Origin of the sequence: Desulfuromonas sp. AOP6 (genome assembly GCF_009731355.2) — a bacterium.
GTDB lineage: Bacteria > Desulfobacterota > Desulfuromonadia > Desulfuromonadales > SZUA-540 > SZUA-540.
In genome coordinates this window covers 2,213,824-2,226,148 of the sequence record NZ_AP022810.1, presented here as the reverse complement: position 1 = coordinate 2,226,148, position 12,325 = coordinate 2,213,824, and the positions used below count along the sequence as shown (strand labels likewise).

At 54.2% G+C, this 12,325-nt stretch carries 11 protein-coding genes; 9 read left to right on the top strand and 2 right to left on the bottom strand.

The window, feature by feature from the left end; translation table 11 throughout:
• Positions 1–43: 43 nt before the first annotated feature.
• On the bottom strand, positions 44–619 hold the full coding sequence (locus AOP6_RS10420) for an EAL domain-containing protein (RefSeq protein WP_155876672.1): 576 nt from the start codon (positions 617–619) through the stop codon (positions 44–46).
• Between AOP6_RS10420 and cysZ the strand changes: the two genes are divergently transcribed.
• From cysZ to AOP6_RS10405, 3 genes are all read left to right on the top strand, one after another.
• Positions 526–1,299, top strand: a complete 774-nt coding sequence (gene cysZ, locus AOP6_RS10415) for a sulfate transporter CysZ (protein ID WP_225897277.1) — start codon at positions 526–528, stop codon at positions 1,297–1,299. The two genes, AOP6_RS10420 and cysZ, sit on opposite strands and share 94 nt — an antisense overlap.
• A 69-nt stretch (positions 1,300–1,368) precedes the next feature.
• Positions 1,369–2,145 carry an inositol monophosphatase family protein gene (locus AOP6_RS10410; RefSeq protein ID WP_155876670.1) on the top strand — a complete coding sequence of 259 codons (777 nt, stop codon included), beginning with the start codon at positions 1,369–1,371 and terminating at the stop codon, positions 2,143–2,145.
• Between the two features lie 154 nt (positions 2,146–2,299).
• Positions 2,300–2,518: a hypothetical protein gene (locus AOP6_RS10405; RefSeq protein ID WP_155876669.1), complete on the top strand. Its 219-nt coding sequence runs from the start codon at positions 2,300–2,302 to the stop codon at positions 2,516–2,518.
• A gap of 76 nt (positions 2,519–2,594) precedes the next feature.
• Here AOP6_RS10405 and AOP6_RS10400 read toward each other — a convergent pair whose 3' ends face one another.
• Positions 2,595–2,966, bottom strand: a complete 372-nt coding sequence (locus AOP6_RS10400; protein WP_155876668.1) for a hypothetical protein — start codon at positions 2,964–2,966, stop codon at positions 2,595–2,597.
• Between the two features lie 169 nt (positions 2,967–3,135).
• Between AOP6_RS10400 and AOP6_RS10395 the strand changes: the two genes are divergently transcribed.
• The 6 genes from AOP6_RS10395 to AOP6_RS10370 all read left to right on the top strand — a co-directional run bounded on the left by AOP6_RS10395 (position 3,136) and on the right by AOP6_RS10370 (position 12,118).
• On the top strand, positions 3,136–4,083 hold the full coding sequence (locus AOP6_RS10395) for a class 1 fructose-bisphosphatase (protein ID WP_213194849.1): 948 nt from the start codon (positions 3,136–3,138) through the stop codon (positions 4,081–4,083).
• Between the two features lie 103 nt (positions 4,084–4,186).
• The gene (locus AOP6_RS10390; RefSeq protein ID WP_155876666.1) at positions 4,187–6,559 is read left to right on the top strand and encodes a DNA internalization-related competence protein ComEC/Rec2; all 2,373 of its coding nucleotides are present in this window, start codon (positions 4,187–4,189) and stop codon (positions 6,557–6,559) included.
• 54 nt (positions 6,560–6,613) lie between these two features.
• A complete protein-coding gene (locus AOP6_RS10385) occupies positions 6,614–7,984 on the top strand; it encodes a diguanylate cyclase (protein WP_155876665.1) in 1,371 nt (456 codons plus the stop codon).
• A gap of 220 nt (positions 7,985–8,204) precedes the next feature.
• Positions 8,205–9,482 (top strand): histidine--tRNA ligase, encoded by a 1,278-nt coding sequence (gene hisS / locus AOP6_RS10380; protein WP_213194848.1) that lies wholly within the window; start codon positions 8,205–8,207, stop codon positions 9,480–9,482.
• 62 nt (positions 9,483–9,544) lie between these two features.
• The gene (aspS, locus tag AOP6_RS10375) at positions 9,545–11,332 is read left to right on the top strand and encodes an aspartate--tRNA ligase (protein ID WP_155876663.1); all 1,788 of its coding nucleotides are present in this window, start codon (positions 9,545–9,547) and stop codon (positions 11,330–11,332) included.
• 153 nt (positions 11,333–11,485) lie between these two features.
• Positions 11,486–12,118: a DUF4398 domain-containing protein gene (locus AOP6_RS10370; RefSeq protein WP_213194557.1), complete on the top strand. Its 633-nt coding sequence runs from the start codon at positions 11,486–11,488 to the stop codon at positions 12,116–12,118.
• Positions 12,119–12,325: the final 207 nt, after the last annotated feature.

Below are 12,325 nucleotides of genomic sequence, written 5' to 3'. Positions count from 1 at the left end.
AGGGCCAGGGCTAAAACCCTGGCCTTTTTTGCGGGAACTGACGCTACCCGGTGGCTTGGCGTGCTTTCGCCAGAGGGATAACGGCCCAATCGCGAGCTTGCGTTTTTCGAAAAAACTCTTCGCAGGCCGATGCGGGCATGGGGCGGGCATAAAAGAAGCCCTGGCCGATAGCACAGTTGTTCTGGGTGAGAAACTCCACCTGGGCTTCATTTTCGATTCCCTCGGCGACGATCGTCATATTCATGGCGCGTCCCAGGGCCATGATGGCCAGAGTGATGGCGGAAGCATTTTCATCGTGCAGTACATCCCCGATAAAGGAACGGTCAATTTTCAATTTGTCCACCGGGAACTGCTTCAGGTAGCTTAGAGAAGAGTAGCCGGTGCCGAAATCATCGATGGCCAGCTGGACTCCCCGAACCTTGAGATCGATGAGGGTCATCATGGCGGTGCCGAAATCCTCCATGATGGCACTTTCGGTGATCTCCAGTTTGAGCCCTAACGGCGGATGTGAAGGAGAAAATGATGATGGATATTTTGAAAGACAATCCCATGTCCCGTTTTGCCAGCGGTTTTTTTTATCCCTTCCAAAGTCTTCGTTTCGTCTATAGAAACCCGAAATTACTTAAATATGTGTTGATCCCTTTTTTGATCAACCTGGTCGTGTTTTCGGGCGCCGTATTTTTGGGGCTGGATTTCTTCGGGGACATTGTCGCCCGTTATGTTCCTAGCGGTGAAGCTTGGTATTGGGCCTTTCTGACTTTTTTCGCCTGGCTGATCGCCTCGATTGTGACGGCTCTGCTCGTTTTTTTCAGCTTTACCGTAGTGGGGAATCTGCTTGCTTCGCCCTTTAACGATCTTCTTTCCGAGCGCACGGAAGAGATTGTGACCGGCGTCGGCACGGCCGAGCCCTTCTCCTGGAGAACCTTTGGCGGCGATGCCTGGCGCGCTATCATTGTGGAAGGGAAGAAGATGAGCTTTTTCGTTATCGGCATGCTGGCTCTGCTGCTGCTTAACCTGATCCCGGTTCTTGGCCAGCTACTCTATTCGGTGGCCGCCATACTCTTTACCCTCTTTTTTCTCACCGTTGAGTATCTCGGCTATGTTCTCAGCCGAAAAAGGCTATCCTTTGCCCAGCAGCGCCGCTATGTTTTCGGACAGATTTCCCTGCATCTTGGCTTCGCCGTTGGGGTGCTTTGTCTTCTGGCTATTCCGCTTATGCAGTTGCTCTGTATTCCTCTCGCCGTGGTGGGGGCGACGCGACTGTATTGTGAGAAGGGGAATCTGTCTACCGACCGCTAAACTTGCCGTTGCGGGGTTCATTCTCTTTATTCACGCAGAGGATGGATGTCGCCCTGAAGGAGTGACTTTATGAAAGAAATCGCCATTGAGGCTGCCCTTTCCGCGGGCAAGGTGCTTATGCAGCGATTTGGTACCTCACTGACTGTTGAACACAAGGGGGATGTTGATCTCGTCACGGAAGTGGACCGGGCTTCAGAGGAGGTGATTGTAACCATCCTGAGGGGAACTTTTCCTCGGCATGACATTCTGGCCGAAGAAGGGCAGTACGTCGACAGTGGCAGCCGCTACCGCTGGATTGTCGATCCGCTGGATGGTACCACCAATTACGCCCACGGATTCCCCTGGTTTGCCGTTTCCATTGCTCTGGAGGTTGAAAGGGAAGTGACGCTGGGGGTCGTCTACAACCCCTTCAGTCGCCAACTCTTTTGTGCAGAAAAGGGAAAAGGGGCTTTTCTCAATGACGTGCAGATAGGCGTCTCCAAAACAGGCCGGCTTGACAATTCTTTACTGGCGACGGGATTTCCCTATGACCGCAAAAAGAGCGCGGCCAATAATTATGACCATTTCATTCATTTCCAGCAGGCGGCGCAGGCCTGTCGCCGACCGGGAAGCGCCAGCCTGGACCTGGCCTACGTCGGTGCCGGTTGCCTGGACGGCTATTGGGAGATGAAACTCAAACCTTGGGACGTCGCTGCCGGGCAGCTGATTGTCTGCGAGGCCGGTGGCAGAGTCAGTGATTTTGACGGAGATCTGTTCGATATTTACGGGGTTGAATGTCTGGCCAGTAATGGCCATATTCATGATGAAATGATCGAAGTCCTTAAAGCTGGAAAAAGACCTGAATAAAAGGATCCTCCCGACAGCCCTGTTGCTATCCTGATCTTGAGCGCTACAATAGAAATGCATGGCAACAGCCGCAAGATTCTTTAGTGGCGCTGGCTGCTCCGTTCGGGCAGAGGGCCTGATGGGGCAGAGGTCCCAGAAGTGGCAAGGAGGCATCATGGCCGAGCGAAACACCCCGGTGGAAAACGAAAAAAAGGAACCTGGTCTCGACAAAAACCTGGAACGACTGGATGCTGAGCTCGAAATCATGGAGAGACACTCCCCTGAACTCGATAGCATGGAGGAAGAGGAGAGAGAGGCCCTCAAAAAAAGGGATCGTGAATATAAGGACGAGCATTTGCACAGCGTGCCTCGCCCCCGTAAACATGTGCGCTAAAAGCTGAAATCGTTTTGAACAAGAAAAAGCCCCCGATGTGGCTGCGGGGGCTTTTTCTTGTTCAAGTGGGTAACGCTCAAGCTTGAGGAGGTGTGTCGTTTTTTTGTGGCGCCGGTTCGGTCGGTTCCTCTGCCTTGATGGTTTCGATTTCTTCCTCCAGCGCCGCTGCATCCTGCTTCAATTGGTCGAGCCGGGCAAAGATGACTTCGACTTCGGCATTTCTCAGGATATCCGCCTCTCCTGCTTCTCGGCAGTCATCGATCTGTTTGCCCAGGTCCGTGTGAGCGCTGCCAATCTTTTTGTGAATGGCCGCCAGATCAATGCGCTTTTGAACTACACGCTTCATCTGGGTCGCTTTAAAAGCGGCGGTATGGAGCCCCTTTTTGGTAGCATCCCAGATTTTTTCAGTCTTGTTAACCTGGCTGTTCGAGGTCTTTTCGTCTGCCATGGGTTTCCTCCCTCTGTAAAATCAAGATATTGTGGGTGAAAAATATCAGTTTTATATCCCGAGTCAAGATATCCGCGCTTTTTTCCGTGGCGGGCTTGCTGGAAGGGTGGGTTTGGACTAATATGAATGACCGAATTTACAGATGTTTTTATTTCATGGCATGGGAGGTGTGTGGATGGGCCAGGCTGGACAGACCAAATTTCAGATGGATCTCCGACGGTATTTGCGCGAGCAGGAAGAGGATCGCAATCTGACGCGGCTTATTTGCGAGATCGCCGATGCTTCCAAGTATATCGTCAACTCCATCAGGACCGGTGATCTCGGCGTAGCGGGAACCTCCAATCTTTATGGCGAAGATCAGCTGGAACTGGATGTGCTTTCTGACCGCATCCTGCGCAAACGCCTGCTTCATTCCGGAGTTGTAGCCAATATTGTCTCAGAGGAGACCAGCGACATTATTCCCATCTCGACGGACTTCGAGGGGCGTTATTCTGTGGCCTATGACCCCCTGGACGGGTCTTCTCTCGTCGATGTGAACCTGGCCGTGGGGACGATTGTCTCCATCTACGAAGGGGGCGAATTGCTGCAGCCGGGCAGAAATCAGGTGGCGGCGCTGTATATCCTGTACGGACCCCGCACGACTCTCGTCTACAGCACGGGTCGTGGCGTGCATGAATTCGGCATGAACCAGTTGATGGAATACACTCTGGTGCGGGAAAATATCCAGATGCAGCCTAAGGGCAGTATCTATTCTCCCGGCGGTCAGCGCAATCTCTACTCCCCCGGTACGGAAAACTTTGTCCGCTACATGGAGGAAAATGGGGCCAAGCTGCGCTACAGCGGTGGTTTTGTCCCCGATATCAATCAGATTCTTATGAAGGGGAAAGGGGTGTTCATGTACCCCCATCTCAAGGGGAGTCCCGACGGCAAGCTTCGCCTTCTATACGAACTCAATCCCATGTCATACCTCATTGAACAGGCGGGAGGAGCCGCCTCCACCGGACATCAGCGGATTCTGGATCTGCAGCCGCGCCAAATAGACGACCGGGCGCCGGTCTTTATCGGCTGTAAGGAGGATGTGGCAAAGGCCGAAGAACTCATTCGCACCCAGGGGTGACACTTAATTCTCCGATCTTGCGTATGGCTGACTATCGCCTCCTGTCACGAAAGCCCCCTGACGCTGTGGATACCATCTCCTTTTTACTGCCGGCGGCCACGCTATGAAAGCCGGACGCTTCAATGCCTTTAGCTGTCTGTTCTTTCTGTCAGCGGGGATAATGTTGGCTTCCTTTGCGGAGCCTTCTCTTATCGTTGTTGCCCTTGCTGCCGTTCTAGCAGCTGCCTGGCTGGTGGCGCGCCGTTTTGCCGGGGCTTTTTTTCTGCTGCCGGCCGCTCTCGTCTGTTTCGGCTTCTCTCTTTATCACCACCTCTCACCCCCTTTGCATTCTGGAGATATCCGTTCTTTTGCCGGCGGCGAGGCTGTTTCGGTGCAGGGCAGGGTAGCCTCAATAGAAAACCGCTCGCTGGGCCGCACTGCCCTCGACATGGATGCTTCTCAAATCGACAGTCGCCGGATTGGGGTCGTCTGCCGCGGCAAGGTCCGTGTGTTCATTGAGACAGGTGAATCGTCTGTCCGTGTTGGCGATATCGTACGCTTCTATGGCCGCCTGAAAAGGCCTCATTCTTTCGGGACTCCCGGGGAATTCGATTTTCCCCGTCACCTCGCCCGTCAGGGCATTTATGTGACGGCTGCTCTGGACCGCTTTGAGGATCTGGTGCTGGTCCGGCAATCTGCAGGGTTCTCCTTGGCACGTTTTTTTTCCCAGCAGCGGGACAGGGTGGTTCGGCACATCGACGGGGCTGTGTCCGAGGATTTGTCTCCCTTTGTCAAGGCTCTTGCCGTTGGTGAAAAAAGCTCACTCCTCCCTGTACAGCGTGACCTTCTGGCCCGTGGCGGTGTGTCACATCTCTTCGCCATATCAGGATTGCACCTGGGTATAATCGCTTCCTTTTTCTATGGAATCGGCCGTTTTTTTTATTGTCGGTCAGAGACTTTTTTGCTGATGGCGCCGCCGCGCCGGCTTCTTCCGGCGCTTATTCTGCCCCTGTTGGGCGGGTATCTCCTTCTCACCGGTGGCGCCATCCCGACGTTGCGAGCTTTTCTCATGGCTGTTGCCGTGGCCCTGTTCTGTCTGAGTTCAAGACGCAGCCACCCTCTTCATCTGCTGGCTACAGTCGCCTTTGTTTTTTTGCTGGCCAGTCCCTTGTCTTTATTTGAGGTTTCTTTTCAGCTTTCCTTTGCCGGTGTCCTGGGAATCATGGTGGTTGTGCCGCATGTGGGAACGGCCTTGAAGCTCAACCGTTGGCCTCTGGTTTTGCGATGGGGTACCCTCCTTTTTCTGACTACTCTGGCCGCCACGCTGGCGACCGCACCTCTAGTTGCCCTGCATTTCCACATGTTTTCCCCGGCGGGTCTTCTGTCCAACCTGGTCGCGGTTCCGGCAGTCGGTTTTGCCGCCGTTCCCCTGGCGCTGGCGGGGTCTCTTTTGGGACCAATTTCCCCTTTACTGGCGAATCTGACCTTTGCCGCCTGCGGAGACATCGTTTCGGCCGTCTTGATGGTGGTTCAGTCTTTGCTTTCCTTTTCCGTACTCGACAGTATGAGTATTTTTCTGTCGCCGATAGCCATTGTCTCGCTATCTGTTCTGTTGGTCGTCGTATTTTTGCTCTGGCGGAGATTTTACTGGATTAGTGCAGGTCTGACCTGTGTGGCCTTGTTATTAACCTTTCTTCCCCAGGCTGAATCACCGGCGATCTCTTTGACGGTGTTTTCCGTAGGGCAGGGGGACGCCCTGCTCCTGACGACGCCTGATGGCAAGCACCACCTGGTCGACGGAGGCGGGCTCTACAGTGAAACATTTGATGTGGGTGAACGCCTGCTGTTGCCCGCCTTGGCTCATCTTGGCGTAACAGAACTTGATTCCGTCATCATGACCCACGCCCACCCGGATCATTATCTGGGGCTGGGCGCGGTCCTGGCCCGATTCCCCGTGCGCACCTTCCGTTCAGCTCTCGCCAAGGAAGATTTGCCAAGGGTGATTCTGGATTCTCTCCGCATGGCAGAGGTCTCACCGGAAACGCTTCCTGAAGGGTGGACGCATGAAGATCTGGATCATTCAGCCACATTGGGTCTGTATGTGCCGCCCCAGGTTGGCGACATCAATGAACGGTCAGTGGTGCTATTCGCATCTTTTGGCCAAGACAGCCTGCTGCTCACTGGTGATTTGGAATCCGCTGGCGTGAATGGATTGCTGGACCATTTCCCTTTTGGGGCCATCAGCCTTTTGAAATTGCCTCACCATGGCAGTCGACATTCATCGACTGAAGTTCTGGTGGATTCCCTGGGGGTCAAGGCCGCTTTTGCCTCTGTTGGACTGGGAAATCATTATGGTTTTCCCCATTCCTCGGTGGTGAATGAGCTTGTGGCACGGCAAGTTTCGTTTTACCGTACGGATTGGAACGGTTCATTACGGTTTGTCAGCGAAGGGGATGGATGGCGCGTGTATCAGTGGCGCTCAAGGCTTTTCCGTTGACAGAAATCCCTGGTTTTGTTAGCTTCGGGCTGTACTCAAGGGGGACCTTTTTGAATGAAAAAACCCACAATACTGGTTGTTGACGACGAGCTTTTTTTTCGCCGGATGTATTCCGAGCTTCTGAGCGAGGAAGGTTACGACGTCGAATCTTACGCATCCGGTAATGCGGCCCTTGAGCGGGTCGCCAGTGGAGGGGTCGATATTCTTTTGACCGACATGGTCATGCCGGATATCAGCGGGCTGGAGGTTTTGCACCTGGTTCGCAACATGGAAAACCCACCTGAAGTCATTCTGGTCACCGGGCATGCCACCTTGGAGACCGCTATCAAGGCCCTTAAAGGCGGCGCCCGGGACTATCTCATCAAGCCTTTCAATCCTGAAGAGCTGCGGCATGTCGTTCGTTCCTGCCTGGATCAGGTCCGCCTTCTGGATGAAAACACCCTTCTGAAAAGCCAGATACGCCTCTATCAGAAGGGCCAGAACCTCGCGTCCTACCTGGAGATAGACAAGCTTTTACCCCAAGCGGTAAATACCCTGCTGAAGGAGGTTGGCAATGGCCGCGGCTTTGCCATGCTTCTGTGTGATGGAGACCGTTTACGTCTTGCTGGGTTGGAGGGAGTCGATTCGTCTCCTGCCCTTTCATTGGCCACATCCATACGGGCTCATCTGTCGGACCTGACAACGGTGCGCATTTTGAAAGGCTCTGAACTGGGAAAACAGGATGAGTGGCCCGACAATGTCCAGGAAGTCTGCCTTTTTCCTCTTTTTCTTTCCCGGGAGTTGAAGGGCGCCATTGTCGTCTTCAACCCGGTGGCTGGGGAACTTACTCATCCGCTGCCCAAAGAGAATCTGGCCTTCCTGTCGGACCAGGCGGCGCTGGCCTTTGAAAACTCATTACGTTATCAGGATGTTCAACAACTTATTTATATCGACGATCTTACCGGACTTTTCAATTATCGTTATCTGCAGATCGTGCTTGAGCAGGAGATACGACGGGCAGAGCGCTTTGGTTTTAAGTTTGCTCTGGTGTTTATCGATATCGACCACTTCAAAGAAGTCAATGACACCCACGGGCATTTGGCCGGCAGTGCGGCGCTGAAGGAAGTCGGTAGTCTTCTACACAAAGCCGTTCGCGAGGTCGATTCGCTGTTTCGCTACGGCGGAGATGAGTTTACCGCCCTTCTTATTGAGACAGATGCCAAGGGGGCGGCCCTGGTATCGGAGAGAATTCGCAAGCTCATAGAAGAGAATGTTTTTCTCAAGGAGATGGGAATTAACTGTCGCCTGACCGCCACGGTGGGGAGTGCCATTTTTCCCGACGATGCCGATGATCGCAACAGTATCGTTGATCTGGCAGACCGGGCGATGTACGAAGGGAAAAAAACACGTAACGTGATTCGTGGGGCCTGGGAAATCAGGCCCTGAGCAACGGATTCCCGCCGTCTGTTTCTGCCGACTTGTGTCTCCGCACCGTCCGTCTGCGTTTTACACTCCTACTCCATGACAGGGAATCTCCGTCGATTGTTCTTCCTGAAGGGGGTCTGCGCCTTGATGGCGCAGCTGGCCTTGTGGCGGTCCGGTTCTGTGTGCAGAAAATACAGCTTAAAAAAGGAATAGATCCGTGAGTATTGCAGGCATTAAGGGAATGAACGATATTCTGCCGGGTGAGGTCGAAACCTGGCAATTTCTGGAAAGCAGTGCCCGAAAAGTTTTCGGCGCCTACGGCTTTGCTGAAATTCGGGTTCCGGTGGTCGAGAAAACGGAGCTGTTCTGCCGCTCCATCGGTGAGACCACTGATATCGTTGAAAAAGAAATGTACACCTTCGACGATAAAAGTGGAAACTCTCTGACCTTGCGACCGGAAGGGACCGCACCGGTCATGCGCTCCTACATCGAGCACAAAATGTATGCGCAGGATCCGGTAGCCAGACTCTATTACCTGGGACCCATGTTCCGTTACGAACGCCCCCAGAAAGGCCGCTATCGTCAGTTTCATCAGATTGGCGCCGAGGTGATTGGCGTGGAGGATCCCCGCGTTGACGCTCAGGTGCTGGCCATGCTGATCCATTATTTTGACGAGGTCGGCATCGGCGATGTCGAATTGCAGGTGAACTCCTTAGGGTGTGCGGAGTGTCGTCCCGGGTTCCGTCAGACGCTGGTGGCCTTCCTGCAGCAGCGCCTTGAGGCGCTCTGCGAGGATTGCCGACGGCGTTATCAGACCAACCCGTTGCGCGTTTTGGATTGTAAGGCCGCCGGCTGTAAAGAGGCTACCGCCCAGGCGCCGTCGGTTTTGGATCACCTGTGTTCAGGCTGTGACGATCATTTTTCCCAGGTTCAGGGTTACCTGCGTTTGCTGAACACCCCCTTCACGATCAACCCTCGCATGGTGCGCGGGCTCGACTACTATACCAAGACCACTTTTGAAATGGTTACCACCCGCCTCGGTTCCCAGAATGCAGTGGCTGCCGGTGGACGTTATGACGGTCTTATCGCTGACCTGGGAGGACCCTCTCTGCCCGGTATTGGCTTCGCCATGGGGCTGGAGCGACTGGTCCTGATGAAGGGTGAAGATCGGGAGCGTGCCTCGCGAGCGGATGTCTTTCTGGCGGCCATGGGGGAAGAAGCCAGCCAAAAGGCGTTTGTTCTTATGTCCGCGCTTCAGCGTCATGGCGTACATGCGCAGATGGATTTTTCCGGCAAGAGCCTCAAGGCGCAGATGCGGCGAGCGGGCAAACTCGGTGCCCGTTTCGTGGTGATTGTCGGGGAAGATGAGTTGGCCCGGAAAGTGGCCCAGCTCAAGGATATGGATAACGCTAGCCAGGAAGAGGTGGCCTTAGACCGCCTTGAGGAAGAGCTGCGTGAAAGAGTGCTCCGCGCGCGCCAGGAATCTTGTCTTGACGGCACGCAAAAAGGCTCTGTATAATCGCTTTTTGCTTGATTTGGCCACGGTTCGGTGGTCGATTTAACCATTTTGGAGGACAGGGCGTGAACGACATTCTTGGTGACTGGAAAAGAAGCCATTATTGCGGACGTGTTACCGCTGCAGATATCGGCAAGGACGTTTGTCTCATGGGATGGGTGCAGAGGCGCCGCGACCATGGGGGTCTTATTTTTATTGATCTCCGGGATCGGGAAGGAATCGTTCAGTTGGCTCTCGACCCCGATCGAGATCCCGAAGCACATGTTAAAGCCGACCGGGTTCGCAATGAATATGTCGTTGCTGTGCGCGGGGTCGTTTCCCCACGGCCAGAAGGAACGGTCAACCCTAAGATGTTCACCGGGGAAGTTGAGGTGGAGGTTCGTGAACTGCGCGTTCTCAACACGGCCAAAACCCCCCCCTTCATGATCGACGAATATGCCGATGTAGCCGAGAATATCCGCCTCAAGCACCGCTATCTGGATCTGCGGCGCCCAGGGATTCAGAGCAATCTCATGCTGCGGCATCGCGTCGCCCGTACGGTCCGCACCTATCTCGACAATCAGGGCTTTCTCGAAATAGAAACCCCGGTGCTGACCAAAAGCACCCCCGAGGGCGCTCGCGATTATCTGGTCCCCAGCCGTGTCAATCCAGGCACTTTCTATGCGTTGCCCCAGTCTCCCCAGCTGTTTAAACAGCTCCTCATGGTCTCCGGCTATGATCGCTATTGCCAGATTGTCAAATGTTTCCGTGATGAAGACTTGAGGGCTGATCGTCAACCGGAGTTCACCCAGATCGACTGCGAGATGAGTTTTGTCAATCGCGATGACGTGATTGCCATCATGGAAGGGATGATTGCCGAAGTTTTCCGCGCGGCTATTGGTGTGGAAGTGGTCCTGCCCATGCCTCGCATGACCTATGCAGAAGCCTTGGCGCGCTACGGGGTGGATAATCCTGATCTGCGCTTTGATCTGGAGTTGGTGGAGATTTCCAACCTGGTCAAGGATTCCGGTTTTAAAGTCTTTGCCGAAGTGGTCAAAGGGGGGGGGATCGTCAAAGCACTTAACGTCAAAGGGTGTGCCTCCTTCTCCCGCAAGGAGATTGACGATCTCACGGAGTTTGCCAAAATCTATGGAGCCAAAGGTCTCGCCTACGTCAAGGTTACTGAGGAAGGGTGGCAGTCTCCTATTGCCAAGTTTTTTACAGAGCAGGAACTTGCCGCGCTCAATCGCGTTCTGGATGCCCAGGTTGGCGACCTTCTGCTGTTCGTCGCCGACAGCTACCGGGTCTCTAACGAGGCGCTGGGCCGGCTGCGTGGACACCTGGGTCACAAGCTTGGCCTGACCAGCAAGAACGATTTCAAGTTCGTATGGATCACGGATTTCCCTCTCCTCGAGTGGGACGGTGAGGCACGGAGACATGTTGCTGTGCACCATCCCTTCACGGCGCCAATGGACGAAGATATGCCCATGCTCGATGGGGATCCCGGCAAGGTCAGAGCCAAGGCCTACGACCTGGTGCTCAATGGGTCGGAGATCGGTGGTGGCAGTATCCGTATCCATGATCAGGCCATCCAGAGCAAGATGTTCGATCTCATGGGAATCGGGCTTGAAGAGGCCCGGGAGAAGTTCGGCTTTCTGCTCGACGCTCTCGAATTCGGCGCACCTCCCCACGGAGGAATCGCCTTCGGGCTGGACCGTCTTGTCATGATTCTGACCGGATCCGATTCGATCCGGGACGTAATCGCTTTCCCGAAGACGCAGAAAGCAACCTGTCTGATGTCTGAGGCGCCTAATCTGGTAGACGAAAAACAGCTTCGGGAGCTCTCGATCCGCCTGGCAACACGCCCTAAATAGTCTACCGCCCAGTACTCTGTTTGTTCGCGACGGCGTGATCCTCTTCTGATTTCTCGGGTGAGGAAGGTTTTTTAATAAATGTACAAGTTTTTGGTGTTTACGCTTCTGTTTCTGTTGGGGGGGTGTGCTTCACTCCCCCGGCAGGAGCTTCAGGTGGCCAGAGAATCCGTTGCTCAGGCGTATGCTGTGGGGGCGCCGCAGCTTGCACCCCTTGAATACCGCTCGGCCAGTACCGCCTTGTCCGATGCGGAGAAATACATTCATGACGGTGACTACCGGCAAGCTCGCCATATTCTTCCTTTGGCCCATGCCCATGCCCGCAGGGCGATATCCCGATCTCTCGACGAGGCGGCCCGTCTCCGCGAGCTGGAAGCCGCTCAGTCCGTCGACAAGAGTTCCCAGCCAGTAAACACTCCCGCGAAAAAAAAACCCTCTAAGCCACCAGCGGCCAAGGTGTCGGATTCTCCCACTGCGGGAGATGTCTCCGGCAAGGATTCCACAGTAATGGCACCGACGCTGGCGCCACACTATACCGTTGTGGGAGGCGAAAACCTCTGGTCTATAGCGGCGAAAGGGGAGGTTTATGCCGACAGTCTTTTATGGCCTCTTCTTTACAAAGCCAACCGGGACCAGATCAAGGATCCTCGCCAAATCTATCCTGGGCAGGTTTTGAGCATTCCCAGGGATCTCAGTGCCGAGCAAATGGATGAGGCGAGGGAAAAAGCCAGACGATCTGATATATTCCCGGTAGACATCATGCTGAAAGACAGGGGCTTAGTTGAGTGATTTTCTGTTGTAAAAATGGGCTTTGTGGGGCCTTAAGGGCCCCAATAAACGACATGTTTTTTCTTGACACTCCCCGGTCTTTTGCATACTGTATACACGATTGACTGGAGGTTTTATCCAGTCCAACTCGTTAACTGTTTGTTGTGCCAGGGGTTTGTGTGCAGGTGCCGGTCGAGTGTCCTGATGGATAATTTGAGATCGGATTGA